24 protein-coding genes are annotated in these 26,701 nt (G+C 39.2%); 18 read left to right on the top strand and 6 right to left on the bottom strand.

Annotated features, from left to right (window positions below):
• Positions 1–42: 42 nt before the first annotated feature.
• Positions 43–252 carry a hypothetical protein gene (locus tag FFM67_RS01670; protein ID WP_137612943.1) on the top strand — a complete coding sequence of 70 codons (210 nt, stop codon included), beginning with the start codon at positions 43–45 and terminating at the stop codon, positions 250–252.
• Between the two features lie 178 nt (positions 253–430).
• Here FFM67_RS01670 and FFM67_RS01665 read toward each other — a convergent pair whose 3' ends face one another.
• Positions 431–1,000, bottom strand: a complete 570-nt coding sequence (locus tag FFM67_RS01665) for a hypothetical protein (protein ID WP_137612942.1) — start codon at positions 998–1,000, stop codon at positions 431–433.
• Between the two features lie 113 nt (positions 1,001–1,113).
• Between FFM67_RS01665 and FFM67_RS01660 the strand changes: the two genes are divergently transcribed.
• The 6 genes from FFM67_RS01660 to FFM67_RS01635 all read left to right on the top strand — a co-directional run bounded on the left by FFM67_RS01660 (position 1,114) and on the right by FFM67_RS01635 (position 7,277).
• The gene (locus FFM67_RS01660) at positions 1,114–2,649 is read left to right on the top strand and encodes an ABC transporter permease/substrate-binding protein (RefSeq protein WP_137612941.1); all 1,536 of its coding nucleotides are present in this window, start codon (positions 1,114–1,116) and stop codon (positions 2,647–2,649) included.
• Positions 2,650–3,603 carry an ABC transporter ATP-binding protein gene (locus FFM67_RS01655; protein WP_137612940.1) on the top strand — a complete coding sequence of 318 codons (954 nt, stop codon included), beginning with the start codon at positions 2,650–2,652 and terminating at the stop codon, positions 3,601–3,603. It abuts the gene before it with no gap.
• A 2-nt stretch (positions 3,604–3,605) separates the two neighbouring features.
• A complete protein-coding gene (locus FFM67_RS01650) occupies positions 3,606–4,934 on the top strand; it encodes a dihydrolipoyl dehydrogenase family protein (RefSeq protein ID WP_137612939.1) in 1,329 nt (442 codons plus the stop codon).
• Between the two features lie 74 nt (positions 4,935–5,008).
• Entirely contained in the window at positions 5,009–5,704 is a 696-nt protein-coding gene (locus FFM67_RS01645) for a hypothetical protein (protein ID WP_137612938.1), read from the top strand.
• 6 nt (positions 5,705–5,710) lie between these two features.
• Positions 5,711–6,616: a sce7725 family protein gene (locus FFM67_RS01640; protein WP_137612937.1), complete on the top strand. Its 906-nt coding sequence runs from the start codon at positions 5,711–5,713 to the stop codon at positions 6,614–6,616.
• 1 nt (position 6,617) lies between these two features.
• Positions 6,618–7,277 (top strand): GNAT family N-acetyltransferase, encoded by a 660-nt coding sequence (locus FFM67_RS01635; protein WP_137612936.1) that lies wholly within the window; start codon positions 6,618–6,620, stop codon positions 7,275–7,277.
• Here FFM67_RS01635 and FFM67_RS01630 read toward each other — a convergent pair.
• Entirely contained in the window at positions 7,257–7,799 is a 543-nt protein-coding gene (locus FFM67_RS01630; protein WP_137612935.1) for a guanylate kinase, read from the bottom strand. The genes FFM67_RS01635 and FFM67_RS01630 overlap by 21 nt on opposite strands.
• 67 nt (positions 7,800–7,866) lie before the next feature.
• On the opposite strand from FFM67_RS01630, the gene pbp4 reads away from it, so the two are divergent.
• The 7 genes from pbp4 (at position 7,867) to FFM67_RS01595 (ending at position 18,334) form a co-directional block, all read left to right on the top strand.
• Positions 7,867–9,891, top strand: a complete 2,025-nt coding sequence (gene pbp4, locus FFM67_RS01625; RefSeq protein ID WP_137612934.1) for a penicillin-binding protein PBP4(5) — start codon at positions 7,867–7,869, stop codon at positions 9,889–9,891.
• A gap of 55 nt (positions 9,892–9,946) precedes the next feature.
• On the top strand, positions 9,947–10,129 hold the full coding sequence (locus tag FFM67_RS01620) for a hypothetical protein (RefSeq protein WP_071861396.1): 183 nt from the start codon (positions 9,947–9,949) through the stop codon (positions 10,127–10,129).
• A 207-nt stretch (positions 10,130–10,336) separates the two neighbouring features.
• Positions 10,337–11,383 (top strand): DUF1002 domain-containing protein, encoded by a 1,047-nt coding sequence (locus tag FFM67_RS01615; RefSeq protein ID WP_137612933.1) that lies wholly within the window; start codon positions 10,337–10,339, stop codon positions 11,381–11,383.
• A gap of 456 nt (positions 11,384–11,839) precedes the next feature.
• Positions 11,840–12,688 (top strand): hypothetical protein, encoded by an 849-nt coding sequence (locus FFM67_RS01610; RefSeq protein ID WP_137612932.1) that lies wholly within the window; start codon positions 11,840–11,842, stop codon positions 12,686–12,688.
• On the top strand, positions 12,689–13,720 hold the full coding sequence (locus FFM67_RS01605) for a hypothetical protein (RefSeq protein ID WP_137612931.1): 1,032 nt from the start codon (positions 12,689–12,691) through the stop codon (positions 13,718–13,720).
• A gap of 186 nt (positions 13,721–13,906) precedes the next feature.
• On the top strand, positions 13,907–15,787 hold the full coding sequence (asnB, locus tag FFM67_RS01600) for an asparagine synthase (glutamine-hydrolyzing) (RefSeq protein ID WP_137612930.1): 1,881 nt from the start codon (positions 13,907–13,909) through the stop codon (positions 15,785–15,787).
• A 654-nt stretch (positions 15,788–16,441) separates the two neighbouring features.
• Entirely contained in the window at positions 16,442–18,334 is a 1,893-nt protein-coding gene (locus FFM67_RS01595) for an endonuclease MutS2 (protein ID WP_137612929.1), read from the top strand.
• Positions 18,335–18,386: 52 nt separating this feature from the next.
• On the opposite strand, the gene FFM67_RS01590 is transcribed toward FFM67_RS01595, so the two are convergent.
• Positions 18,387–20,486 carry an LTA synthase family protein gene (locus FFM67_RS01590; protein ID WP_137612928.1) on the bottom strand — a complete coding sequence of 700 codons (2,100 nt, stop codon included), beginning with the start codon at positions 20,484–20,486 and terminating at the stop codon, positions 18,387–18,389.
• Positions 20,487–20,858: 372 nt separating this feature from the next.
• On the opposite strand from FFM67_RS01590, the gene FFM67_RS01585 reads away from it, so the two are divergent.
• Both FFM67_RS01585 and FFM67_RS01580 read left to right on the top strand, forming a co-directional pair.
• A complete protein-coding gene (locus tag FFM67_RS01585; RefSeq protein WP_137612927.1) occupies positions 20,859–21,506 on the top strand; it encodes a FusB/FusC family EF-G-binding protein in 648 nt (215 codons plus the stop codon).
• Positions 21,507–21,696: 190 nt separating this feature from the next.
• Positions 21,697–22,452: a CPBP family intramembrane glutamic endopeptidase gene (locus tag FFM67_RS01580; protein WP_170177971.1), complete on the top strand. Its 756-nt coding sequence runs from the start codon at positions 21,697–21,699 to the stop codon at positions 22,450–22,452.
• Positions 22,453–23,280: 828 nt separating this feature from the next.
• Here the strand turns inward: FFM67_RS01580 and FFM67_RS01575 are convergent.
• From FFM67_RS01575 to FFM67_RS01565, 3 genes are all read right to left on the bottom strand, one after another.
• Positions 23,281–23,790, bottom strand: a complete 510-nt coding sequence (locus FFM67_RS01575; protein WP_137612925.1) for a GNAT family N-acetyltransferase — start codon at positions 23,788–23,790, stop codon at positions 23,281–23,283.
• Positions 23,791–23,857: 67 nt separating this feature from the next.
• Positions 23,858–24,475 (bottom strand): hypothetical protein, encoded by a 618-nt coding sequence (locus tag FFM67_RS01570; protein WP_137612924.1) that lies wholly within the window; start codon positions 24,473–24,475, stop codon positions 23,858–23,860.
• Between the two features lie 160 nt (positions 24,476–24,635).
• A complete protein-coding gene (locus FFM67_RS01565) occupies positions 24,636–25,259 on the bottom strand; it encodes an SDR family oxidoreductase (RefSeq protein WP_137612923.1) in 624 nt (207 codons plus the stop codon).
• A 153-nt stretch (positions 25,260–25,412) separates the two neighbouring features.
• On the opposite strand from FFM67_RS01565, the gene FFM67_RS01560 reads away from it, so the two are divergent.
• Complete coding sequence (locus FFM67_RS01560; protein WP_137612922.1) at positions 25,413–26,210, top strand: bifunctional hydroxymethylpyrimidine kinase/phosphomethylpyrimidine kinase; 798 nt, start codon at positions 25,413–25,415, stop codon at positions 26,208–26,210.
• Positions 26,207–26,701: an ECF transporter S component gene (locus FFM67_RS01555; protein WP_071861384.1), complete on the top strand. Its 495-nt coding sequence runs from the start codon at positions 26,207–26,209 to the stop codon at positions 26,699–26,701. Before FFM67_RS01560 ends, FFM67_RS01555 begins: the two co-directional genes overlap by 4 nt.

The raw sequence follows: 26,701 nt of genomic DNA, 5'->3' as shown, positions 1-26,701 counted from the left end.
AAAGTCAGATAGTTGAAATAATTATGGGGAGGAACACGAGACTTGGAAAATTACACATTAGAAGAGTATCAAGCAGCGAAAAAATCTTTGGCTTCCACGCTGCATAAGATTGAACGGGCACTTGTTTCACTTGAAGAAAAACAAGCACAGGGTCAAAATAGACAGTCGCAAATTACATTGTCTAAAGAGCGAGTCAAAGCATTAAAACTGTCGTTAGTTCTGATTGAAAGAGAACTCAATAAACTGGCTTAAAGAACGGACACGGACTAACAAAAGTGGTTATTATCCTTATAGGTGATAACCGTGGGCGGTCCTGACCGCTTTTGACTCTGATGAATAAGAAGCCAATGGATAAAAACAAATAGAGACACAACGACTGCTGATGTCACGATCTCCTCGGTGAGATTGTGACATCAGCAGTCGTTGTTTTTTATGATATTGTTTGAAACAGTCCGCGAAGTCGCTCAGTACGTTTTCTAGTGGGCTCGTTTAAGCTGGCTAATTCGTCATGAACAACGTCATTGTCGGCTTCCTTCAAGGCCAACAAACGATAGAGCAAACGCAAATCTTGACGGCGCACTTTAGGAAAGTGCTGCAACAGGACTTGATTGAAATCAGCGTTCATTTGATTAAGACCAATTAGCGGATCTTTTTGAATCGTGTAGTTTGCTAAATAGTGATTCAGGTCCTTTAATGCGGCTGTCGCTTTTTCTGGAACAAAGCCGTTTGCCCAGGTGGCTGTCAGTAAAACAAAGCTATCGGCATCGGTTAATTCCGCCTGAAACGCTTGGATCGATGCGTTTAGAACATTTTCTTGCAGCTGTTCAAAGGCGTTTGGCTCATTTTTCTTAAGGCGTAAGAAATAATTGGTGAAACCATCACTATTTAACAGGTTCAGCTCAATTGCTTTGAACCAATTATAGTGATGTGAATTTAAATAATGATAGCTTTTTTCGTTTTTAGTAAGTGTAATCGCTTCTAAGTCTTCAATCGTTTTCATCATTTCCCTGCTTTCTTTTTGTTATTATACTACTTTTTACGTAAGCGAATCTTTTTGTCTCCTTTTTTGATTAAGCTATAATGAGAATAGGTCATATTTTGAGAGGATATTTTATGAATGAATTAATTAATACCTTTAATGAACGAAAGGGCGAATTGCTTTCAGCAGTTTTTGAACACTTGGCGATTTCGTTAAGTGCGTTGTTAATTGCGGTTGTCATCGCGATTCCATTAGCGATTTTGCTTAGTCAACGAAAGAAAATGGCTGAAGTGGTATTACAAATCACCAGTATCTTACAGACGATTCCTTCTTTGGCATTATTAGGACTGCTGATTCCCTTTGTTGGGATTGGTACGGTTCCAGCTCTAATTGCTTTGATCGTCTATGCGTTGTTGCCAATCTTCCAAAATACGTATATCGGATTGTCGGAAATTGATCCTTCGATTGAAGAAGCGGCAGATGCTTTTGGGATGTCACGAATGCGTAAGCTTTTGCGGGTGGAGTTGCCGATGGCCATGCCTGTTATTATTTCAGGGGTTCGTACAGCGTTAGTGTTGATTATCGGAACGGCTACCTTAGCCGCTTTGATTGGTGCCGGCGGCCTAGGGACCTTTATTTTACTCGGAATCGACCGCAATGATCCGAATTTGACATTGATCGGAGCTATTAGCTCGGCTTTATTAGCAATTATTTTTAGTACCTTGATTCGTTTCTTGCAACACCGTAGTGGAAAAGTTGCTTTAGCGGCTCTAGGTGTGATCTGTCTCGGCATTGGTGGGATTTTCTTGGCTCAAAGCAATCCAATGGGTGGGGAAACGGTCACGATTGCCGGCAAGTTAGGCTCTGAACCAGATATTTTGATTAATATGTATAAAGAGGTTATTAAAGATGAAGATTCGTCGATCAAAGTGGAATTGAAGCCGAACTTCGGGAAAACCAGTTTCTTATTTAGCGCAGTTGAGAATAATCAAATTGATATCTATCCAGAGTTTACCGGGACCGTCTTAGAGAGCTTGGTGAAAGTTCCAGATAATACTCCGGATAATCTTTCGCCAGAGAAAACCTACCAAGAAGCGAATAAACTATTAGGTGCACAATTCAATATGCGCTTACTAAAACCAATGGAATATGAAAATACCTATGCGTTAGCGATGAAGAAAGGTGAAGCAGAAAAGCGCGGCATCACTAAAATTTCTGATTTAGCGGCGCAACAGGATCAATTGAAAGCCGGTTTTACATTAGAATTTATTGACCGTGAAGACGGTTATCGTGGGATTCAAAAGAAATACAATGTGGAGCTAGGCTCTGTGCAAAGTATGGAACCCGCTTTAAGGTACCAGGCAATTAATACTGGAGATGTCGACGTGATCGATGCCTATTCAACGGACAGTGAGATCAAGCAATACGATCTAGTTACCTTGGAAGATGACATGCAGCTCTTTCCACCTTATCAAGGGGCACCGTTAATGAAAAAAGAGTTTGCGGATAAACATCCGAAGATTGTTAAAGCCTTGAATCGTTTGTCCGGTAAAATTACAGAAGATCAAATGGTGGAAATGAACTACTTAGTAAACGTGAAGAAGGAACAACCAGCAAAAGTTGCCCATGACTTTTTGGTGAAAGAGAAGATCATTGGGGAGGATAAATAGATGGAATCAATTATTGAATTTAAAAATGTCAGTAAAGAATTTGAAGGCAACGTGGTTCTAAAAGATTTGAACCTCTCAGTGAAAAAAGGAGAGATTTTCGTATTGGTTGGACCTTCCGGCAGCGGGAAAACGACTTCGTTAAAAATGATCAACGGCTTGATCGAGCCCACGGATGGCGATATTTATTTTAATGAAAAGCGAATCAAAGATTATGATATCCAAAAATTACGTTGGCAGACAGGGTATGTCTTGCAGCAGATCGCGTTATTTCCTACTATGACGGTGAAGGAAAACATTGACGTGATACCAGATATGTTAGGCTGGGACAAACAGCGTCGTAGTCAGCGGGTGGATGAATTGTTGAACGAAGTGGACTTAGATCCGGAACAATACCGCGATCGAATGCCTAGCGAGCTTTCGGGGGGGCAGCAACAACGAATTGGGATCATCCGGGCTTTGGCAGCTGAACCAGATATTATGTTAATGGACGAGCCTTTCAGTGCGTTAGATCCCATTTCAAGGGCTAGCCTGCAAGACTTGGTGATCAAATTGCATCAAAAGTTAGGGAATACAGTTGTCTTTGTCACGCATAATATGAAAGAAGCATTAAAAGTTGGAAACCGAATCGCTATCATGCATGAAGGTAAATTGATTCAGTGTGATACACCAGAAGAAATTCAAAAACACCCGAAAAATCAATTCGTGAAGGATTTCTTTGATGAAACCAATGATGAAGTGTACACCCAAACATTAGAAACACTTATTGGCGGTGGCTATTACCAAGAGGCTCAGCCACTGGACGAAACGTTACCAAGTTTAGACATTGCTACTAGATTGAGCGAGGTCTTTGATCTGTTAGCAGAGCAAGAAGCGTTTACTATCAAGAAAGAGCAAAAAATGATCGGAACGATTAAACGGAGCGATGTTTTCCGCTTCTTAAGTCAGGAGGAATAGAAATGAATACTTATGATGTCATTGTGATTGGAAGTGGACCGGCGGGCAATGCGGCGGCTTATGGATTCAAGGAACAAGGGAAGAAAGTCGCCATCATTGAATCTGATCTCTGGGGCGGAACGTGTCCTAATCGCGGGTGTGACCCCAAAAAAATGCTGATGAGTGGCGTAGAAGCACAAAAGAGAGTTAGCACGATGATCGGAAAAGGCTTCAAACAGGTGCCGAATATAAATTGGGAAGATTTGATGGCTTTCAAACGAAGCTATACGGATCACGTACCAGAAAATACGAAAACAGGCCTGGATGAAGCGGAGATCGACCGTTATCAAGGGCAAGCGGAATTTGTCGATGCCCACAATATTATGGCTAATGATCAGACGTTATCAGCGGACCAATTTTTGATTGCTACGGGTCAGCGGCCAGCGGTATTACCCATTGACGGCTCAGATCTCTTGCAAAGCAGTACGGATTTTTTAGCACTTGAACATTTGCCAAAACGGGTCGCTTTCATTGGTGCCGGCTATATTGCCTTTGAGTTGGCGGTGATCGCGAATGCGGCAGGATCAGAAGTGCATATCATTCATCACAATGAGCGGCCTTTAAAAGAATTTGATAAAGAACTAGTGGATGATTTAGTCAACCATTTAGAGGCGGAAGGGATTCATTTCCATTTTAATATCAATATAAAGAGTATTGAACTGTCTCAGCCTAATTATAAAATCGTTGGTGAAGGATTTGAATTAATGACGGACATGGTGATCGGTGCAACGGGACGAGTACCAAACGTAGAAGGTCTGCACTTAGATCGAGCGGGTGTTGCTTTTGACAAACGAGGGATTCAAGTCGACGACCACTTACAAACTACCCAAGCGACTATTTTTGCCTGCGGTGACGTTTTGGCGAAGTCACAGCCTAAATTGACGCCAGTCGCTGGTTTTGAAGCGAATTATGTTGTACAGGCAATGAAGGCAGGTTCGACAGAAAAAATCAGCTATCCCTTAATCCCAACGATCGTTTTTGGTGATCAGCGGCTAGCGCGAATTGGTGTAAGTGAAAAAGAATTAGCCGAACACGCAAAAAAATACCACAGTCAAACAATCGATCTGTCTAGCTGGTATACTTATCAGCGAATCAACGATCAAGGTGCATCTATTAAACTCGTTTACGATGAGCAGGATCAGATTGTGGCGATTACTTGTTTGAGTCAATTAGCAGATGAACTAATCAATTATTTGCTGCTGGTCTTGAGTAAAAAGATGAGCCATGAAGAAGTTGCGAAGTATATTTTTGCTTATCCAAGTCCTGCGAGCGATCTTTCATATTTTATTTAAAACAGAGGGTGACCTCTGTTTTTTTGTGTGCAATTATGCTAAAGTTTACGAAAATACGTTCCCATGGTGAGAAAATGAAAACAACTTTAACCCAAGAAATTGAAAAGGCACTGTATTATTACTGTATCGAATTAGGTGGGATCGTGGTAGAGGAAGTCACGATGCCAGACGAGCAAGGAATCGTGGATACTTTGGCTTGTTTTTTTAAACCCGCTCAGCGAGAATGGCGCTGTTATGAACTAAAGGTGACGAAGGCGGATTTCTATTCAAAAGCCAAGCTCTCTTTTGTCGGCAACTACAATTACTTTGTCTTGCCCGAAGCGCTTTACGAAAAAGTTCATGCTGATATTCCAAGTGAGATTGGCGTTTTAGTCTATCGTCCGTACCGTGAATCAGCTGAAATAACCAAGGAGCTACCAGCCGCAGGGACTTTTTTTGTAGCTAAGAAACCCCTGAAACAAAACCTAAAAGTCGCTGAAGAGGCATTGACGCAACGCTTTATGGCTTCTTTATTTCGAGAAGTACGTAAGGCGAAACGGATGGACTATGGGACGAGCTTTTTCTCCACCGAACAGCTGTATAAAGAATTACGCCGTCGGTTAGCTGATCATGACAGTTTGCAAGAAGATAATTATTATCAGCGTTTTATTGAAGATGTGCAGACTGCGCGCATTGCTAGCCTAGAAGAAGAGCTGCACGCATTAGAACAAGACTATTACTTTTTACGGCAGCAACAAGTTCGCCGCCGACCAACAGAACCTTTGGAGTGAGGCTTTATGAAGTATTATCCCTATTTACGAGGAAAACAATTTGATTTATTGGCGGTCAATGCGTTAATTCAAGCTAAACGCTGGTCTCCAAAGATACAACCAATCATTGAGCCAGTCAGAGATTCGGCTACTTTGAAGAAAACCATTGAACTTTTTGATCAAGAACAATTGACTGGTTTTTTGATTACCAATCCCCAAGTCGGGACGGCGAAATTATTTGATCAACAGCGCTTCGAATGGGTTCTAAAGCCTGAATCTAGTTTAAAACAAGGAGAGATTGTGACCAAAGAGAATCCTTTTGTCGGGGAACTCTATGTTTTCAATGCGAATTCTCCAAGGGAATCTGATCAGTTAGCGAAAATCCAATCAAATGCGCTAACGCTACTTCCTGATCAAGGTCGTTTTCGTATGTTGGATGTGCCAAATAAAATTTTTCTAAGAGAAGCTTTTCAAACGAAAAAAAATGTTGCTAATTATGCTGAAAAGATAGATGATTTTTATAGCGATGAGCATCTTTATCAAAGCTTGAATCCTCAAGGTTTCAGTGATTACACAATTGAAGGTAGTCGTTATTTTGATAAAGGTGGACCCAGCCGGGCGATCGCGTTGCATCTTACGTATTTCGACGCATACCTTAATTTAAGAGTGAAGCATTTTGTTTCTGACAGCAATGAGAGTGCGAAAGATCAAAGCCAAAAATTTTTCGAGGCACTGGCGAAACTGGCAGAGTGGTATTTTCGGAATCAAGATCAACTGTTATTGACCTTAGGATTAGAAGAATTGCTACGGTATCAAGAAACCAAAAAATTTCCCGGGCTAGGCAGTATCAAGAAATGGTCATTGGCCCATCATTTTGAGTTGATTGGTTCCTATTTAGAACAAGGTGATCATTGGCAGAGAGGATGGAATTGAGATGGGTTATGAAGATGAAGATTTTATCGTCAGACAAGCAAAACAAATGGGGGAACTGCTGGCGGGTTTTCTTGGAAAAAAGGATGCCGAGGCGATTCTCTCCTTTGGTGATGAAGCCAAAGGCGGTGAGACAGAAAATGCTCAGTGGAATTTTCGCCGTAGTACACTGGCAGATATTCCCGAGATTAATCAAATCATTCTAGCTGCGAAAGAATATTTGAAACAACAAGGTTCTCCCCAGTGGCAAAATGGTCGTGAACCCCACGAAGCGGTTATTCGTCAAGACATCAGTAAAGCAGCCAGCTATGTTTTAACGCTGAATGAAGAAATCGTTGGAACAGTGGCGCTGATTGCGGATAAAGACCCCGTTTATGAAGCCATTGAAGGTCAATGGCTGCAAGAAGGGCCTTATGTTGTCTTGCACCACGTGGCGGTCAGTCAAAAATACCGTGGTGGTGGGCTTGGGAAAGGTGTCTTACAAGCTGCAATCCACCAAGCTCAAGTCTTAGGCTATGAAGACATCCGGATCGATACCTATCCGGCTAATCAGCCGATGCTAAGATTGATTGAAAGATTAGGCTTCTCCTATTGTGGAATGGTTCATTTTCCCTTTGAGCATGGGGAACGAAAAGCGTTTCAATTAATTCAGCCGTTGGCGTAATTCGTGGACCATCGATGCCAATGAAGCTTCTCCATCGATCTCGATGAGTTGGGGGATTTGTTTGAGTCGGTCATAGTTCTCCTGATCTTCCTGATACAGTGCTAAACGACGCGCCAATTCTTCTGGGCTGGCTCGCTTTTTTAGTCGCTGAATGAACGTATCTCTAGAGATATTGATCCAAACAGGAATCATTTGTTCACCGAATGCTTGGTACAAATTCAAAAAGCCGGTAGCCGTAATCGGGTCATAACAATCTCCTAGTGTTAAAGCATGGCGGAGTGTTTCTTTGGCGATGCCGTAGTAATGTCCATCGTAAACATCATATTCAGCGAAGGCATCTTGAATGACCATTTGCTTGAATTGTTTTTTTGTAACAAAGTAGTAATCACGACCGTGTTCTTCAGCTACTCGCGGATTACGAGTCGTGTAAGAAATAATTTTTTGTTCAGGGCGAAAGGTCGCTTCAGCTAAAGTGGTTTTTCCTGAAGCACTAGGCCCGATAAAAAGATAGCAATGATTCATTGATCCAACACGTCCTTTGTTCTAAGTATAAAGAAAGTGGACGAAAGAAGCTAGGGAGGACTCTGTTATGGAAAGAAGTTCAAAAAATAAAAAAGCAACCAATAGATTACCGCTAATAATCGGTGGCGTACTCTTACTACTCATCGCCGGCTTTTTCGGCGTGCGTTATTATCAAGCCAGCCAAGTAAAACAGCAAGGAGAAGAAACTGTCAAAGCCTTTGTAAAAAGATTGCAAAAGGGCGATTATTCCGCTATTACGAAAAATTTGAATGCAAATTCTGTTAAGAACAGCGGCTATTCTAAGGCGGAAGTTCAAGAAAAATACCAATCGATCTTTACAGGGATCAGTGCGTCAAATATTAAAATGAAGGATTTAAAAGTTCAGCAAGCTGGCGATTATTATCAGTTCAGCTATCAACTCTCATTAAATACCGGGTTTGGCCAGTTAAAAAATCAAAAATACAGCGGGACCCTTTCTGAGGATGGCAAACAAATCAACTGGCAGCCGAATCTGATCTTTCCAGGAATGAGCGGCAAAGACAAGATCAATTACCGCGTGGATGCGGCAGCGCGTGGAGAAATTCTAGATCGCAATGATCAAGGAATCGCTACGAATGGAACGGTCTATCAATTAGGAGTCGTACCAAAGGAGTTAGGTACTGAAAGTGAACGTTCTACAAAAATAGAGGCTATCGCCAAAAGTATTAGCAGCACGACAGATGAGGTTGAAGGGGCACTAAAACAAGGCTGGGTCAAGGACGATCTTTTCGTTCCGCTTAAAACAACAGCTGAGCAACCAACAGAAAAACCAGAAGGCTTAACAGTCCAAGAAACAACAGGACGGACTTATCCATTGAAGGAAGCTGCTGCTCAATTAATCGGCTATGTCGGTAAAGTGACCGCTGACGACATCAAAAAAAATCCAGAGCTGGCTAGTGATAGCTTGATTGGCCGTAGTGGATTAGAACGAGCGTTGGACAAACAACTACGCGGAAAAGATGGCGGTGTACTAGCTGTAACAGATAGCAACGGAACAGAAAAGAAAGTTTTGCAAAAAATTGATAAAAAGAATGGGAAGAACGTTAAGTTAACGATTGATGCTCGTGCGCAGCAAATTTCCTATAATTCCTTAAAGAATCAGCCAGGCTCTAGTGTCGTAATGGCGCCCAAAACTGGTGAGCTCTTGACTGCTGTCAGTTCACCAAGCTTTGATCCAAACAAAATGACCAATGGTATCAGCCAGACAGACTACGATGCGTACAACAATGATAAGAATCAACCGTTTATGAGTCGTTTTGCTACTGGCTACGCCCCAGGATCAACCTTTAAAACAGTGACGGCGGCGATCGGTTTAGATAGCGGAACATTGAATCCTAATGAAGAATTGGCGATCAATGGATTGAAGTGGCAGAAAGATAGCTCGTGGGGCTCATACCAAGTGACCCGCGTCTCAGATGTCAGTCCGGTCAATTTGAAAACAGCTCTTGTTTACTCCGATAATATTTATATGGCGCAAGAAACCTTGAAGATGGGTGAAAAAACTTTCCGCGAGGGGTTAAATAAATTTATTTTCGGGGAAGAATTAGATTTGCCAATTGCGATGGAAAAAGCTCAGATTTCTAATAAGGATTCTTTTAATTCTGAGATTCTGTTAGCCGATACCGGCTATGGGCAAGGCCAATTGTTAATGAATCCAATCCAACAAATCACGACTTACTCAGTCCTTCCCAATAAAGGAACCTTAGTCTATCCTAAATTACTTGCTTCTGCCGAAACTAAGACCAAAAAAGACGTCATTAAACCCGCATCAGCAGAAATGATCACGACGGATATGCAAGCAGTAATCAGTGATCCAAATGGAACGGCCCACAGTTTGGCAGAATTGAATCTGCCGCTAGCGGCCAAAACAGGGACGGCGGAAATCAAAGAGAAACAAGATGAAAAAGGGCAAGAAAACAGCTTCTTGTATACCTTTGATACCCAAAATCAAAATTATTCCGTTGTGGAATTTTTAGAAAACAAGCCTGAGGGCAGTTCGGCAACTGAGTTGTCTAAAGAATTATTGACTTATTTGCAGCAAACCTATCAATAAAATACTTGTCTGAATCACTGATGCTTGGTAAGATATCCAAGAAGGACGGTGCCATATGAACAAGCGACAACGAAAAAAGCAAGCCTATAAACAATATATTCGAGCAATTTTTGAAGGCTACGAACAAATGCTGGAGGATTCTTCATTGAAGGAACTGCATTTCAGCTATCTTAAAGAAACGACTTACTTGGAACGCGACAGCCAAGGTAAGATCCATTTCACGACGAAAGAAAAATAAAACGAAACGATCAGCCCGATAAAAATGGCTGATCGTTTTATTTTTTTGGAAATCCATAAAAAAAGCCTTTTTTCCTCCAACTAAAGTCTGAAAAAATGCTTAAAAGATTCTTAGCTTAGTAAATTATTTTATAAAAAGCAACGTTATGATTAAGTAAAACTGAATAAATCGGCTAAAATAAAGGTATCAAATGCAGGAGGCAAATACATGAAACTTCATAAATATATTTTATTAGCAAGCTTAGGCCTTTCTCTAGGGGTTGGCCTAATCGGTCAAACTTCAAAGGTTCAAGCAGAGGATACTTCCAGCGAGACGGTCATCAATGAACGTTGGGGGAAACCGACCTTTGTAGCAGGAGCGGGGCTAAATCAGCAACAACTGAATCAGACGATGAATGAGCTGGGGATCAATCAAGACAGCGTCAAAATGGAGCAAGCTACCGGTGCAGATCTTGTAAAATATCTAGGTTATGGTAGCGGTGATGATAGTGTCATGCTAAGCTCAGTCGTAGTCAATCGAGAGGATCCAGGCAAAGGGATCAATGTGAAGATTCTGACACCGCAAAACATTACTCAAATCACAGCAGATCAATACAAGAATCCTCTAGTTACTGCCGGAATTACCGATGCGACGGTGAAAGTCGCCAGTGTCGTTAAAGTTACCGGCGAAAGTGCTTTAACGGGTGTTTATAAAGCCTTTGAGGCGAACGGGGAAACCGTTGACCCACAACGAGCGCAACTAGCACAAAAAGAATTAGACACAACCTCTGATGTCGCTCAATCAGTCGTCAATAATGCCAATGAACAAAGTCAAAACCAAAATCTATCAGATAGTGAAAAGGAAAAAGCAGATGACGCTTATAAGGCGCAACTGAACCAAACTTTAGTGGACATCAAAAAAGATTTAGCCGATTTGAAAGAGAAACAAGGCGAGTTGGCGACTAAAGCGGATGTTGAAAAAATCGTCAATGATGCCTTGGAAAAAAATAATTTGTCACAATACGTCTCAAAAGAGGATATCAACAAATTAGTGGCGCTAGGACAGCAATATCAAACAACAAATGGCGTGCTTGATAAAGAATCCATTCAGCAACTAGATAAAATTAGCGGTGATTTTAAAAATACTGTAAACAATTTATCTGACCAATTAGGAAAATTTGGTGATTCACTAAAAGGGACAATTGAAGACAATCAAGGTTTCTTCGCCAACCTATGGCAACAAGTTAAAGATTTCTTTAGCGGATTAACAAACTAACGTTATAAAGATTGTGTCATTTTTAGAAAATGGCGCAATCTTTTTTGCTATCTAAGCCAGATTAGACTTACCAATAGCGCTCCGCTAAGGTAAAATAGAGGGGTGGGTTCATTATTACCAGTTAAATATGTTGAAAGTTGATATAATATATAAAATTTTTAGCTTTTTTGTTAAAAAATACGCAGACCTCATTACCAACTAAGTGAAATGCTTTGGCATTTGACCTCGGCAAACGTATAATTATTTTTAACAGTAAAACTTTTGAATGCGAATAGCGTTGATACGTGAAAACTCTAAGACCAACCGAGAAATTTTCTAAGCTAAATGAATGGGTGGTCATTTAGAAAATGCAGTAGATTCTTTTTTTGGGAAGAGACACGTAACGTATTGGATAAAAGAAAACGAAGCAAAAGCTTTCTTTTCATAGCATTTATTAAACAAGAAGGAGGGTCTTAGATGGAGACTCCAGAAAAAAAGGAAGAGCATCAAACCGACACATCATTTGATTCGGTAAAGGAATCAGCTTCAGATGTGTTAGGCGGGTTAATGGGGCAAATCAAACAGTTGGAAGAAGCGATGGCGGCTGAACGAATGGGCGATGTTTATCGTATCTATTGGAAAGAGTTGCCAGCCTCGATTCAACAATCCAGCAACATGAATCACGAGATCGACAATTATTTGACTAGCAAATTAGATCAAGAAATCCAGCGGGCGTTCCCATTTATGATCATGCGGGAAGTTGTTTCGCCTGTCTTAATGAACTACCAGATTGGAAGTTATTATCGCGATCGGACCGTTCTACAGGTCGATGCGACACAGCCAACGATTAAAATTTTACCTGAAATACGTGACCAATGGAAACGCGTCATGGATGAAGACTATAAGTCGCAATTAATTGATTTACAAGATCAGCAAGATAATTTTGATGCGAAAACAATTGCTGCGCAATCTGAGTTGCGGGAGTTAGATGTTAAGATCGCTCAAGAGGAAAAGACGAAGGAAGAGCTTGAGGAATCAAAAACCTTCATGAATCGCAAAAAGATCGAAGAAGAAGTCGAAGAAGTTGAGACCCGCTTAAAGGATCTAAAAAAACAACGTAGCCAGTGGGCGCCTTTTGCAGGGGACCAATTATCTGGGGAATCACAAAAGATCGAATTAGCGAATAAAATGCATGGCCTCGCGTTGGAACAAGCCATTGCGTTGAAAGAGCTGCGCTTAATCAATAAACGCTTCGGTGGCTTAGACGAAATGGATGCCGCACTTGACCAATTCATCGTGGATTTCTTAAACAAGGGGGCGGAATAAATGGCGGAAGAGAAGAATCGAATGAATCAAATCTATGATTCCTTAGTAGACACGGAAGAGGCCGAATTAAATATTCGCGAAAAAGAGATTCTACACCCGGAAGAATCCGCGGAAGACATTGGGACAGAAAGTCTTAAAACGACTGTTCAAGACAAGCCAGTCAGTGAGTCCGCTTTGAATTATTATGACAATCGCGAACAGAATTATCAGGACCTTCTGAGCTTAATCGCTGATGCTGAAAAAGAATTAGCGGACTTGAAATTTCGCAAACTTCTGATGGAATCTGACTTTACAACGTTGTTGGATTTCTATAAGAAAATCTTTGTGAAAGAGGAAGAATCTGCTTCAGCGATTGCTAAAGGGGCCTTAATGGAATACTTTACCTTTGAATTGATTAAGCCATTAGAAAATCACGGACTGCAACTTTCCTCCAATGAATTTTCAACGTGGGAAACAAAACATTTCAACCTATCCTATCGCTTAATGAATGAGGAAAAAATTTGTTTCAGCTTCATGATGCCTACTTCTGATGGCAAACTCCGTAGCGAGAAAATAAAACTGATGGAGGTTGATCCGGCTTCTATGTCCGTAAACGTCTTAGATGCTGCTGTATTGACACTGCTGAAGGACTGTTACTATGAGCACATTTATACTAGCGGACAAAACTCGATGTTTAGTCGTGAAATGAATGATGTCATTGCCCATATGAAGGGTCTCGGATTTAGTTTCGGTAAGAATCTTTTAGACAATAGCGAACCGTTAAATCTCGATGTGCAGTTGAAACACCAAACACCAGCGGCTGTTTTAGATCAGATTTTTATTACCACAATGGATAATGAAAAATATGACTTTAAAAAAGTTGGCGAGGACAGTTATTTAATCGCTCTTGATGGCAATCAAACCGTCACGATCAAACAAGACAAGCTAGAGCAGACTAGCAGTCTAAAGTTAAATACCGATCGTAAAAATAAATCGCTGATTGAATTCTTTGGCAGCTATCCTTTCTTGGTGCCGTTAACAATTACGGATTAATGAAACTGTGCCAAGCTTGGCACAGTTTTTTTCGTCAAATTCACGATACCTTTGAAAATTATTAAGGTTTTCGCCTTTTTTGCAAGGAAATCACGTTCAATCGTGAAAGTCATTAAATCGTATGATATACTTTGAAAGTTAATATGAAAGAGTATCATTTACCATGTTTGAAAGAGGGTAGAGATTGTGTGTGGAATTGTAGGATTTATTGATCGTTCAAATACAACGCAAAAAGAGCAAATTGTTAAAAATATGATGGATACGATTGTCCACCGTGGACCAAATAGTGCGGGACAATTTATCGATGAGGGCGCTGCTTTAGGATTCCGTCGTCTAAGTATCATTGACCTTGAAGGTGGTACTCAGCCCATCAAAAATGAAGATGAAACGAAAATCATTACCTTTAATGGAGAAATATATAATTATCAAAGCATTCGGGAAGATCTGATTGCGAAAGGGCATATCTTTACGACCCATTCGGATACAGAAGTCCTACTGCATGGCTACGAAGAATACGGTGTAGAACTGTTGCAAAAAATCCGTGGGATGTTCGCCTTCGTGATTTGGGATACGAAAAAACAAGAATTATTCGGCGCCCGTGATCATTTTGGGATTAAGCCTTTGTATTACGCATTAATGAATGGAACGTTCATGTACGGTTCAGAAATCAAAAGCTTCTTACAACATCCAAACTTTGTTAAAGAGCTTAATAGAGAAGCCTTGAAGCCTTATATGACCTTCCAATATTCAGCCTTAGACGAAACGTTCTTTAAGAACGTTTATCGGATCAAAGAAGGACATTACTTTACTTATAAAGATGGCAAGCTAGATATCCAGCAATATTGGGATGTTAAAGAGCAAGAAACCAACATGACGTTAGATGAAACGGTTGACTTGATTGATGACACGGTTGTGAAATCAGTAGAAGCTCACCGAATCGCTGACGTTGAAGTTGGCTCGTTCTTATCATCTGGTGTCGATTCAAGTTACGTAACAGCTGTATTACGTCCAGAGCATTCCTATTCGATCGGCTTTGGCGACAAATCATATAATGAATCCATCGAAGCTAAAAAATTGGCGGATTTGATTGATTTAAATAATACGTCTCGTGTGGTTACCGGAGATGAAGCCTTTGAATATTTCCCACTGATTCAATACCATTTGGATGAACCTGATTCAAATCCTTCCTGCGTGCCCCTGTACTTCTTAGCCGAACTTGCTAGTCATGATGTCCGTGTGGCATTGAGTGGTGAAGGCGCAGACGAATTGTTCGCTGGATATCAAGCTTATGGGATGAACACGCGATCTAAAGCTGTAATGGTTGTGGCTGAAGGACTGAAAAAATTGCCAAAAGGCATGCGCTACTCGATCGCTAAAGGTTTGAAAGGCAAGACCTTCAAAGGTGCGTTGCATTTGTATACGTCATTAGCGCCGGCTGAAGAATTCTTCATCGGTCAAGCGAGAGTCTTTGAAGAAGATGAAGCGGTTGATTATTTACAACCAGAATTCCAACAAAGCCCTACGATCAAAGATATTGTTGACGTGCATTACGAAAAAGTTCAAGACATGTCCGAAATCAAAAAAATGCAATATTTGGATATGCACCAATGGATGCCAAAAGATATTCTTTTGAAAGCTGACAAATTATCGATGGCCAATTCATTAGAAGTTCGTGTTCCATTACTAGATAAAGAATTGATGAAGGTTTCAGAGGTTGTTCCTACGAAATACTTAATCAATGCTGAAAATACAAAATACGCGTTCCGTCAAGCAGCTGCACGTCATTTGCCAGAAGAATGGTACAATCGCGAGAAACTTGGCTTCCCAGTTCCTATCAAAGACTGGTTGCGTGAAGAAAAATACTATCACATTGTTCGTGATGTCTTTACGCAAGACTTTGTAAAAGAATTCTTTGATCAAGATAAGATTGTAAAATTATTAGACGATAACTTCGCTGGAACAGCAGACGGTCGTCGTAAAATTTGGACGATTTACAGCTTCTTAACGTGGTATCAAGTTTATTTCATCAACGATGGTGTCAAACCAGTCCCAGCGGAAATTGCGTAATTTTTTCATTCAATTTGACAATTATTATCTGTCAGGTTATGCTAATAACAAGGAAACTTAACAAATATTATGAGGTGTCTTGGTGAGTGTAGTTATTTAATTTGGAGTAACTTAATAGCAAAAAATTCTGTTGTCTAACAGTTTATTTTGCATGCCAAATTAGATACCTATCAAAGCGGATGAATCATTTCAAGCTATGGAGAGGAATCTCTATAGCTTTTTTTGCGAGTTCTACTATGTGCTTCAGCGCATTTAGTAGAATCGTATGCGTAGTGAAAATTAAATTCACTTTTCCTAAACTTGGAAAAGTGAGTACCTTAGTTTGAACTAGCTGTCCTTACAACTTTTCGCAGCTCGTTTCGCTAGGGAATAAGTATATTAATATCACTGATTCTTCAAGTGAGAAGTATAGTTGGATGATATGTCGACGACTATAAAAAATAAATTCTGATAGGAATTTATTTTCCTTCATATTTTTGGAGTCGACTGCGAGTTCTACTATGTGCTTCAGCGCATTTAGTAAAATCATATGCGTAGTAAAAGTGAGTACTTCAGTTTGAACGAACTGCCAGTCCCATTTTTTAACGACTGCGATTACATTTTTTGTTAAGTCTGCCTTGGCTTTGGTAGGGTCTTAAACGAAAGGGAGAGACTATGACTAACGAAACATTTACAAAAACACAATTTATTGAAATCAAACAACGACTTGCTAACTATGCGATTAGCAGTTTTGGCAAAACGTTGATCGACAATTTACAGCCTCATTCTAAATTATCCGTTGTAGAAAAAAGGCTGACTGAAACGGAAGAAGCTAAGCAACTTTTGGATAGTGGGTTGCACGTTCCTTTTATGGGCTTGCAAAGTGCAGAACACATTACAAATCAACTGGAAAAGGGCTTTATTTTAACTCCTTCTGAATTGTTAGAGTATGCTGATTTCCTTCGTAGTTTGCGCTTGATTCGTCAATTCTTTGAAAAGAATCAAAGTATCGCCCCATTGCTGAATCGCTATGGGCAAGGATTAAATGATTTCCAAGAAATTGAAGAGGAAATTTATCAAGTCATTCGCAATGGGCGTGTCGTTGATAGTGCCAGTCGCGAATTACGACGTGCGCGACGAGAGATTTCTGAAACAGAGGATAAGATCCAAGAATTACTAAAAAAATTCATTCGACAAAATAAAGAAAAAGTACAAGAAGCGATTATCTCTAAACGAAACGATATTTTTACCGTACCAATCAAAGCCGCGTACAAAAAGCAAGTGAAGGGAACGATTGTTGAGCTTTCTAGTAAGGGAACGACAGCCTATATCGAGCCCAGTAACGTTAGTCGCTTGAATGAACAGCTGATGTACCATAAAATGACCGAGGAGGCGGAAGTGTATCAAATTTTAGCGACCTCAACCGGGCTATTGGCAGAAGCTTTGCCGGCGATTCAGCAAAGCATCGAGATTATCGCTGAGTTCGATCAGATTTTTGCTCGCGGAAAATTCAGTCGCGAGTTAAAAGGGTTAACGCCAAAACTAAATGCTCGCGGCTACATTCATTTAGTTGCAGCAACTCATCCGTTAATCGCTCATGCTGTGCCGCTAGACTTGACCATTGGTAAAGACTACCGTGGCTTAACAATCACCGGACCTAACGCTGGTGGAAAAACAGTGGTCTTAAAAACGGTCGCGTTATTGACCCTAATGACGATGATTGGGTTACAGATTCCAGCTAAAACAGGTTCTGAGATCGCTATTTTTGATCAAATTTTTGTTGATATCGGTGACGCCCAAAGTATTGAAAATGCCTTAAGCACCTTTTCTGGACATATGCAAAATATCTCAACCATTCTGCGACAGGCTCACAAAAATAGCCTTATTCTATTGGATGAGCTAGGAAGCGGCACTGAGCCAAATGAAGGGGCTGCGTTGGCAATAGCGATCATGGAAGAATTTTACCAAAAGGGCAGTATTTTGATTACAACGACCCACTACGGCGAGATCAAGCGTTTTGCTGAAGAGCATCCCGACTTTATTACAGCTGCTATGGACTTTGATGCCGAACGGCTTACGCCCAAATATCGCCTGTTGATTGGACAAACTGGTGAAAGCAATGCACTATGGATTGCAAAGAAAATGGCAATTGATGACAAAATCATCGAAAAAGCTCAAAACTATTTTGTTGATCGAAATTATCAATTAGAGAAGAAAAATTTTAAAGTCAAAGAATCCGGCAAGACAAATACTATGATTTCTACAATGACTTACTATAAAGGTGACAAAGTTTTTTTGTTAGAGCAACAGCAATCGGCTTTAATTTACCAAGAAATGCCATTTAGTGAAAACGTCTCAGTTTTTTTTGAGGACAAATTTATCGAAGTTCCCAAGCGGCGAATCAAATTGGAATTCCGTGCGTCAGAATTGTATCCAGCTGATTATGATGTTGACAATCTTTTTGAAGATTTTCAAACGCGTAAAGAGCGCCGCGATATCGATCGTGGTTCTAAAAAAGCCCAACGGAAACTTAGAAAAGCTGCTGCAGAACGCCAGCAGCCAAATTAAAAAGAGGGTCTATGACAGTTGCTGTCATAGACCCTCTTTACGAATACCTCGTCTATTCGTATTGTTGGTAGGTTTTTGTTTTATAAAGCCCAACGGTTGAACGCTGATTATTTTCACTATACAAACTAGAAGACTTGGCACCTTTTTGTCGTTCAATCGCTTCTAATCGAGCTTTTTGATCACGGTAATCATAGGAGTTGGGATCGATTGGGTCCAATCCGCTATTTTGATAAAACCTCAGTAAATCACCGTTGTTGATTTTATCTGAGGTAATCAGTTGCTGATCCACTGCCTGATTTAATGCGGTAAAGACTTGCTCTTGCTCTGGTGTCGGTTCGTCAATGACTTGTGTTGTCTGATTGTCGTACATTTTGCCCCCATAGAAAGTATATTGTGGAGTCACAAAATCACCATCTCGAAAGGCCACTACTTGCTTATGTTCAGGAGAAAATAAATCTTGACCTAGCTGTAAATATTTTTTTGAATTAACCCCTAATAAATGTAAGAGAGTTGGGAGAGCATCGACTTGTCCACCATAGGTATGATTGATGCCGCCGTTGGTTACACCAGGAACATGGATCATGAAAGGAACACGTTGCAGCTGAGCATTGTCATAGTCTGTCCAACTATCAGAATCTTTACCAAGTAACGGAGCCAAGTCCTTATTACGTGTGTTTGAAATACCGTAGTGATCACCGTACAAGACAAAGATCGAGTTGTCATATAGCCCGCTAGCTTTCATGTACTCAAAAAATTCTTTCAATGCGGTATCTAAATAATTTGCAGTTGCAAAATAGCCGTTGATCGTTTCATCCTTCGTGTTCGCCAACGGGAATCCGTCTTCCTCATTCTTAAATCGAGAATAAGGGTAGTGGTTTGAAACAGTGATAAATTTTGCATAGAAAGGCTGCTGCAAATGTTCCAAATATTGGACTGACTGATTCAAGAAAGGCTTGTCGTGCATCCCGTATTGAAAGGAATTATCATCATTCACATCATAATAGGAAGAATCAAAGAAATAATCGAAGCCCAAGTGTTTATAGGTTTTGTCGCGATTCCAGAAAGAAGCGGAATGACCATGAAAGACGGCTGATGTATAGTCCGCCTTTTGTTTTAAAATATTTGGGGCGGCTTCAAACGTATTTTTATCACCCATTTGTGTGAATAAAGCTCCTTGATTTAAGCCAAATAACGAATTTTCCATCAATGTTTCGGCATCTGATGTTTTCCCGGCCTTCACTTGATGAAAGAAATTGTCAAAACTATAGGTACTTTCACCATGATACAAGCTATTTAAAAAGGGAGTGACGGTGTGGTTCACACCATTCTCATCCGGGAGTTGATAGTCGATTAAAAATTGCTGGAAGCTCTCCAAATGGATGTAGACAACGTTTTTCCCTTTAACGATTCCATACATGGAATCATTAGGCGCAGCATAATGGTCCTTAATGTAGCTTTCAACTTCCTTTAAATCAGTAGGACTGGCTTCTGCTCGGATCTGGTTGTTTTGATAGGTTTGATAGCTATCGTATAGAGTAAAGGCATTGATCCCTAAATATTTTACTAAATACTCACGAGAAAATTGTCGGCTCAATAGGCCCGTACGATCGACCTCTGCTAAAAAAATATTCCCGCTACCAATCAATAATGATAAAGCCGCCAATGCCGTCGCTTGACGAAAACGCAGATAATCTGTTGCCATCGGTATTTTTTTTCGAATCAATAAAACAGGAATGAGTAACAAATCCAAAATGTAAATAAAATCATACCAGCGAAACAGCCGTAGGGCACTTTCACCTAAACCAGTAGAAACTTTTCCTGCCCCTAATAAAGTATTAATCGTAATAAAATCGGTAAATTCTCGATAATAAACGGCATTGGAAAATAGCCAAATGGTTAGTAGTGCATACAAGCTGAACAGCGTAGCATACGCAACCTTTGGCCGTTTAATAAACAGACCAATACTTAACAGCACCATTGAGATACTCAAGGGATTGATTAATAAAATAAATAGTTGCATCACACTTTGGATACTTAAGTGAAAGTCAACAAGGTAGGCAAACATATTTTTCAACCATAATAAAAGAATTAATAAGCTAAAAAAGCCTATTCGTGTTTTAATGAAATTTGTGTATTTTTTTAAACGAGACATTTACGTGCTCCTCATAATTTTATCCATATATCTTAAATATTCTATCCGTTTTTACAAGTAAGGTCAAACGTATTCCATATATAAAAGCTGATATTACAGCGTTTAACGATTCTTATTAAAGGAAAATAACAGAATCTTAATAAACCAGTAACTAGGTCAAAGATCAATTTTTTTAGTCCTAATGAAAAAACTTGCGGAAATACCCCGAATCAACTATCCTTACCACAGTATCAAAGGGGCAAAAATAGAAGGGAATCTTGCTGAAGTACTCATCTTAGATCATACGGGCTAAGAAAATAAACAATCAAGTTGATTAATAAATAATCCTTTGTGGGAAATTCTTTTCCTCAAAGAGTAGAGACGAGGAAAACTATGAATACAGAAAAACTAATTATTCAGCCATATGAATATGGCTATTGTAAACAACAAATCAGCGAGCTAGTTGCCGCGTATCATTCAGTCAATGATCAACAAACCATTCAAACCTTACAAACCTTGATAAAAAGTAAGACTGCGGACATTTTTAACCGTGATTCAGCATTAGAAATTTATTGGGAGCAATTTCTTCATACAAGTCTGACTAGAGACAAATTCGAAAAATTATTTAATGAGTTGAAAGCATTCGTCGTTCCTATGAACATTCCAACAACTAAACAAATCGATAAATGTTTTCGTAAAGTGAAGAAGATGCAGTATCCCGATTTAATGGAAACGGATTTTACTGAATTGAGTTACTTAGGCTGGAACGATAGCGGAACCAATCGAAAATACTTGATGCGACAAATTGACGGACGTTTTTCAGGCATTTATGGGAGCTTCAGTCCTGAGGTTCAAAAAGGGCATTGTGCGATTTGTAATCAAATCAGTACTGTGAGTTTCTTTTTGACAACAACAAAATCAGCTGGTGATGGGACATATACAAAAAAAGGCAATTACATTTGTACTGACAGTAATCAATGCAATCGACAATTAACACAATTGGAAACTTTTCATCGTTTTTGGGAAACTGTAAGTAAGTAAAAAATAGTAGTATACAGAAATAAATCGTTCTACTCCTGAATAAGGGGTGGTTCGAACGGTTTCTTTTGATAAAAATACTACAAAGGAGGACATGTTATTCTCTTTTTCCAAATAGTATTCAGTAAGAATACATTTACGTTTACAGTTTTTTAAATAAATAATAAAATTTAAAAAGGAAAGAGGGATGGCTATGTCAAATCGTTTTTTTATTGAGAGGAAAGAAGATACATCAGATTTTCCATTTTATAATAATCAACCTAGAAAGATATCAACAGCGCAATGGGGGATCATACTTGCTATTTTCTTTATCGGTTTTCTACTTTCATCATTTTGGGTACCAAATATAAATAAGAACAACGTACTGTTAGTGCTTGCATTGATAAGTTCAATGAAACTTATTTTTGGTGTAGGTGGTTTGGCAATATTTGCGGGTAAAGACACCTTCACTTTGTTTAAAAAGATTCGGGCGAAAGATTATTTTTATTTATTTTTACTACTTATTGTAGATTTGATCTATGCGTTTGCCTCGAGCGGCATTGTTGGTCTGTTTACAAAAACGGCTTCCAACCCTGCAGGTGTTTCTCATACTGAGGGTTCCGAAGCGCTTGCCCACTTTTTGCTTAATATGATTAGCAATATTCCGAATCTATTAGGTGAAGAATTTATGGCATTGTTACCATTTTTAGCCATTTTATATTTCTTTTACCAACGTGTAGGGTGGTCGCGCAACAAAAGTATTGCAATTGCGTTACTATTGTCTTCATTAATCTTCGGCTTGTTGCACCTGCCAACATATCAATGGAACTGGGCACAAGTGATCTTTGTTATCGGATTAGGGCGCGTCATGGGTACAGCTGCCTATATTCGTACGAAATCGATTTGGGGATCTTTTCTTATTCATTATCTATTCGATACATTAACATTCTTGCTTGTCTTTTTAGCCTAAATACTGGTTGAATACTTAAGTAAAAACACCTCAACATGGACGTTCGTTGTGTCTTGTTAAGGTGTTTTTACTTAAGTTGCTTTATAGGGCTGAAAATGAATAGATAGAGCTATAAGATCAACAGCATATTAGATCCGTTAACGAGAATAATAATTAATTTATCCAAGTTCTTGAATCAAAAAGAAAATTCATTGCACAATTTTTCTTTCAAAGTTTCATCTAAACTGAAAAAGTTCTTTGTAAGAGCGAAGGCTTATACGGAAATTCTTAATAAAACAGTCCATGATGATGAAGGAGAACCTTAAGGAGATTTTAGTGCAAGTGAATTCTTCTGATTTATTTTTTTATTTTAGTTTACATAATATACATTAACAAAAGTTAACTAATGAATAATTCCAAGATTTAGTTCTATTTAGAATGATCCATTGATCTATTATTTTTTCTTAGTATCCTTTGAGTATTCGAATTTTTATTCCAATAACTTACATTTTATTGTTTTAAATTTAAAAAATCGTTTTTTTGAGTGTTCTATAAGAGATTTTTTCCAAATTTTTTGCTAATTGAACTATGAATCCTGTATGCAACTGAATTGCTGAAGTTTTTTTACAACAACTAGTTTGTAAATATCTTATCGATTTTAACCATAAACGATTGGTTAAAATCGAAAAAATGATTTTTACGGCTAATTGAACGACAATGCATGAAATTACCCTTGATGAAAACGGATTTTTTTCATCTGTACAAAAGTGGTTGTTTCTCTATTATCAGACTAAGGATTTAATATGGTTTACAGAAAACGACCGACGACTACAGCTTGAAAATATAAACTTATGAAGAAAGCGTATTTTCTAATAAATAGACTACGTGTTTACGGATCATTCCGTTTTGATTTCGCAAGTAGTTGAAATGAACGCTCATGCCCAATTTATCTAAGATTTTCCGTGAAGCAATATTCTCGGGCACAATTTGTGCAACGACTTGTGGCAAATGATGCTTTTTAAATGCTCGCTGTACAAGCTCTTCAGCAATGATAGTTCCATACCCACTTCCTTGAAACTCTTTCTTAATGATGTAGGCAAGTTCGTCAAACGCCGTTCCTTGGATTTTTGTTCTGATAACACCGCCTATTCCAATCGATTCACTTCTCTGATTTTCTACAATATAGTAACTATATCCATAATCTGAATATTGCTGCTGAATTTTTTTAATCCACCCTTTTACCTCCTCGTCACTGTAGACTTTCCCCCATCCCACAAGCATTAACTCTTCGTTTTGCAATAATGATTTCAAAAAAAGAAAATCGGCTGGATTCACTTTTCGCAATTGAATGGCTACCATTCTTCATTCCTCTTTTCAATAAATGATTTAAAAAAATAATCACCCACCATTTTCTAACGCGGAGTGATTATTTTTTACTTTTGTCTCGGAACTGTTTGATCTTATCCAGGGTAATGATTTTACTTATTTTCTTGGGGTTATTGCCTTCTTCTTTTTTGCGTTCTTCAACAAGTGAGATGCCTCGATATTCAGCTCTAAAAATAGTTCGTTTGATTTCCTCGACTTGCGCCAACTTTTTTAAGGCCTCTGGATCGTTTTTAAAAAGTGCTTTTGTTTTCCGATCATGAATCGTTTCAGTTGTTTTTTCATCCCAGTAACTAATTATAGCTAGATTGATGGCTAAAGCAATTAACAAGAAGTTATCGGTTACACGAGCATGACTTAAATAACCAGTATTAAACAACCAAAAAACATAGCAAAATAGCGCGATTAAGCTGAAGACTTGATAGACACGCAAAACCTTTTCACGCGCCGTTCGATCAGCGAAGGTCGGTTTTGCATCGTTAAATAAGGCGAGATAAACCGCACGTCCTGCTTCGAACTCTGGCTGTGTCTTTTCGGCTGTTTCATAGGCTTCTTGCTTTGTGAAGCCTTGTTCTTTCATATAATATTTCGCAATTGTTCTCTTTCGAATCATTTGAACCCCCTCTTCGATACGATCATCATAAATGTGCTGAAGATTCATTAGGTTAGCTCCTTAATCACGCAAAAATCTATTTTAAGTCTTTCCCATTTTATCATTAAGTAAGAAGAAAAACTAAGAAATAATTTACTATTTTTAAGGGGGAATGAATGAATCAAAAAGGAAGCTATTAGCACTGGTTTTGTGGCTAATAGCTTCCTTTTTAAATCTTTTTCAGTGCTTCAGTAATCGGTGTATCCCCATTTCCCATAAGAATAACTTTCTTAATTGTGTTGTCTTGTTTTAATAATCCGGCTAACACACTAGCCACATCCTCGATTGAATTTTCCGTTTTCCCAGTGACATCGATAGTAATTTTACCACTACCAGATGTTTCTAATAGGCTACCTGGCTGTAATATCGTGTAATCTAAATTCGTCTTATCAATTAACCAATTATCAGAAAAGAATTTAGCAATGTTGTAGTCAGTTAAGGCAGTTCCCCATTTTTCTGGTTGTAAAGCGAACAGCGAGCTTAAATGGATATAGCGCTTGATTCCTTTTTTTTCTACCGCTTGCATCAATTTCACTGCACCAAATAAATCTGTTTGCAATAAATCTTTTCCTCGTGAACCGGCGACGAAATAGACCGCTTCCGCATCGTTTAATGTTTCGGCAATTTCATCGATCGTGCCGTGCATATCTAAATGGACTGGTTCGACAGCCTTACTTTTAGTAATGTTTTCTTCATGTCGTGCTCCGGCATAGACAAAGTGTCCCTGCTGAACTAAATTCTTGGTTAATTCTTCTCCTACTCGTCCAGTTGCTCCAGCAATAAATATTTTCATAGTAATAGCCCCTTTCTTCACCACTTATGCTAACGCATTTTGATTTATCCAACAACTATTTCCGCTTATAATTGGATGACCAACAAAACAACCAATTGGCTGTTTTATTTTTAGGAAACCCTTTTATAATAGAGAATATTAAGGAGCTTATTTATGACAAAAACAATACTGACTATTGCAGGTTCCGATACGTTAGCTGGAGGCGGACTGCAATCAGATTTAAAAACCTTTGAAGACTATCGTTTATTTGGCTTAACGGCGATTACTTGTATTGCGGTGATGAAAGATAATCAATTTGAAATTCATGACCTACCAACGAACTTATTGCAAGATCAGTTAGACACGATTAAACAGGAAGTCGATCTGTCGGCGATTAAATTGGGATTGATTCATGATGTAACGGCACTTTCAATCGTGAAAAACTTTTTGCAAAGCTTTGACGGTCCAATTGTTTTAGATCCAGTAATGGCTTTTAAAGAGACCGATCACGTTTACAGCCAAGCCTATCGAGCGGGTTTGATTCAATTGTTTCCTTTTGCGACGATCGTCACCCCTAATCTTAAAGAGGCTGAATTATTAAGCCAACAAAAAATAACGACACTTCCTGAAATGAAACAAGCAGCCCAAGCAATTGTTCAGCTAGGAGCAACGGCAGTCGTCATTAAAGGCGGTGAGCGCTTAGCTGGCGAACTGGCTTTTGATCTATTTTACGATGGCAATCAGTTCAATCTTCTGTCTAAACCAAAGCTGACAAAAAAAACCATAAACGGAGCTGGCTGTACCTTCGCGTCTGCGATTGCATCTAATTTAGTACTAGGGAAAAATTTGGAGACGGCAATCGTTGATAGTAAAGAGTTTGTCTATCAAAGTATCTTAAACGGGATTACGTTAAAAAATGGCGAAGGAAATGTTTGGTACGGCAAGAGTGTAGAGACGGAGGAACAAACATGAAAACGAAAGAAATGACGAAATTAGCAATGATGGTCGCTTTGACTGTCACTTTATCACTGATGTTTATCATTCCGATCCCAGCGACTAAAGGCTTTGTGACGCTTTGTGAAGTCGGGATTTATGCTTCTGCCTTATTCTTTGGTCCAACTGGCGGATTGTTGGTAGGTGCAATGAGTGGCGGTTTGATCGATCTGATCTCTGGCTATCCTGAATGGGCAATTTTTTCGATTGTGATTCATGGTTTCCAAGGATTTCTCTTAGGCTATTTGTATAATAAATTTCCCAATAAAAAAGGGCTATTATTAGGTTTTACATTAGCTAGTTTATTTATGATCATCGGTTATGCCTTAGCGACAGCCTTATTATTCGGCTGGCCGGCGGGAATCGCGTCGCTGCCAAGTAATGCGGTGCAAAATATTTTCGGAATCGCCGTGACCGTTCCCCTTTACCAAGCGTTACAAAAAGTATTGCGTCATCCTCAATATAAATAG

The sequence above is a fragment of the Enterococcus viikkiensis genome, from assembly GCF_005405345.1.
In the GTDB taxonomy this organism is placed as follows: domain Bacteria; phylum Bacillota; class Bacilli; order Lactobacillales; family Enterococcaceae; genus Enterococcus_A; species Enterococcus_A viikkiensis.
Note: the sequence above shows the minus strand (reverse complement) of the source record. Positions and strands in the feature narration are given on the sequence as shown.

What these genes read in the sequence shown, in the direction of transcription:
- FFM67_RS01645 (WP_137612938.1), top strand. Translation starts at nt 5,009, where the DNA reads ATGAAAACAACTTTAACCCAAGAAATTGAAAAGGCACTGTATTATTAC.
- FFM67_RS01560 (WP_137612922.1), top strand. Translation starts at nt 25,413, where the DNA reads ATGACAAAAACAATACTGACTATTGCAGGTTCCGATACGTTAGCTGGA.
- FFM67_RS01630 (WP_137612935.1), bottom strand. Translation starts at nt 7,799, where the DNA reads ATGAATCATTGCTATCTTTTTATCGGGCCTAGTGCTTCAGGAAAAACC.
- FFM67_RS01635 (WP_137612936.1), top strand. Translation starts at nt 6,618, where the DNA reads ATGGGTTATGAAGATGAAGATTTTATCGTCAGACAAGCAAAACAAATG.
- FFM67_RS01575 (WP_137612925.1), bottom strand. Translation starts at nt 23,790, where the DNA reads ATGGTAGCCATTCAATTGCGAAAAGTGAATCCAGCCGATTTTCTTTTT.
- FFM67_RS01595 (WP_137612929.1), top strand. Translation starts at nt 16,442, where the DNA reads ATGACTAACGAAACATTTACAAAAACACAATTTATTGAAATCAAACAA.
- FFM67_RS01555 (WP_071861384.1), top strand. Translation starts at nt 26,207, where the DNA reads ATGAAAACGAAAGAAATGACGAAATTAGCAATGATGGTCGCTTTGACT.
- FFM67_RS01620 (WP_071861396.1), top strand. Translation starts at nt 9,947, where the DNA reads ATGAACAAGCGACAACGAAAAAAGCAAGCCTATAAACAATATATTCGA.
- FFM67_RS01565 (WP_137612923.1), bottom strand. Translation starts at nt 25,259, where the DNA reads ATGAAAATATTTATTGCTGGAGCAACTGGACGAGTAGGAGAAGAATTA.
- pbp4 (WP_137612934.1), top strand. Translation starts at nt 7,867, where the DNA reads ATGGAAAGAAGTTCAAAAAATAAAAAAGCAACCAATAGATTACCGCTA.
- FFM67_RS01590 (WP_137612928.1), bottom strand. Translation starts at nt 20,486, where the DNA reads ATGTCTCGTTTAAAAAAATACACAAATTTCATTAAAACACGAATAGGC.
- FFM67_RS01655 (WP_137612940.1), top strand. Translation starts at nt 2,650, where the DNA reads ATGGAATCAATTATTGAATTTAAAAATGTCAGTAAAGAATTTGAAGGC.
- FFM67_RS01665 (WP_137612942.1), bottom strand. Translation starts at nt 1,000, where the DNA reads ATGAAAACGATTGAAGACTTAGAAGCGATTACACTTACTAAAAACGAA.
- FFM67_RS01570 (WP_137612924.1), bottom strand. Translation starts at nt 24,475, where the DNA reads ATGAATCTTCAGCACATTTATGATGATCGTATCGAAGAGGGGGTTCAA.
- FFM67_RS01660 (WP_137612941.1), top strand. Translation starts at nt 1,114, where the DNA reads ATGAATGAATTAATTAATACCTTTAATGAACGAAAGGGCGAATTGCTT.
- FFM67_RS01640 (WP_137612937.1), top strand. Translation starts at nt 5,711, where the DNA reads ATGAAGTATTATCCCTATTTACGAGGAAAACAATTTGATTTATTGGCG.
- FFM67_RS01615 (WP_137612933.1), top strand. Translation starts at nt 10,337, where the DNA reads ATGAAACTTCATAAATATATTTTATTAGCAAGCTTAGGCCTTTCTCTA.
- FFM67_RS01580 (WP_170177971.1), top strand. Translation starts at nt 21,697, where the DNA reads ATGTCAAATCGTTTTTTTATTGAGAGGAAAGAAGATACATCAGATTTT.
- FFM67_RS01605 (WP_137612931.1), top strand. Translation starts at nt 12,689, where the DNA reads ATGGCGGAAGAGAAGAATCGAATGAATCAAATCTATGATTCCTTAGTA.
- FFM67_RS01585 (WP_137612927.1), top strand. Translation starts at nt 20,859, where the DNA reads ATGAATACAGAAAAACTAATTATTCAGCCATATGAATATGGCTATTGT.
- FFM67_RS01650 (WP_137612939.1), top strand. Translation starts at nt 3,606, where the DNA reads ATGAATACTTATGATGTCATTGTGATTGGAAGTGGACCGGCGGGCAAT.
- FFM67_RS01610 (WP_137612932.1), top strand. Translation starts at nt 11,840, where the DNA reads ATGGAGACTCCAGAAAAAAAGGAAGAGCATCAAACCGACACATCATTT.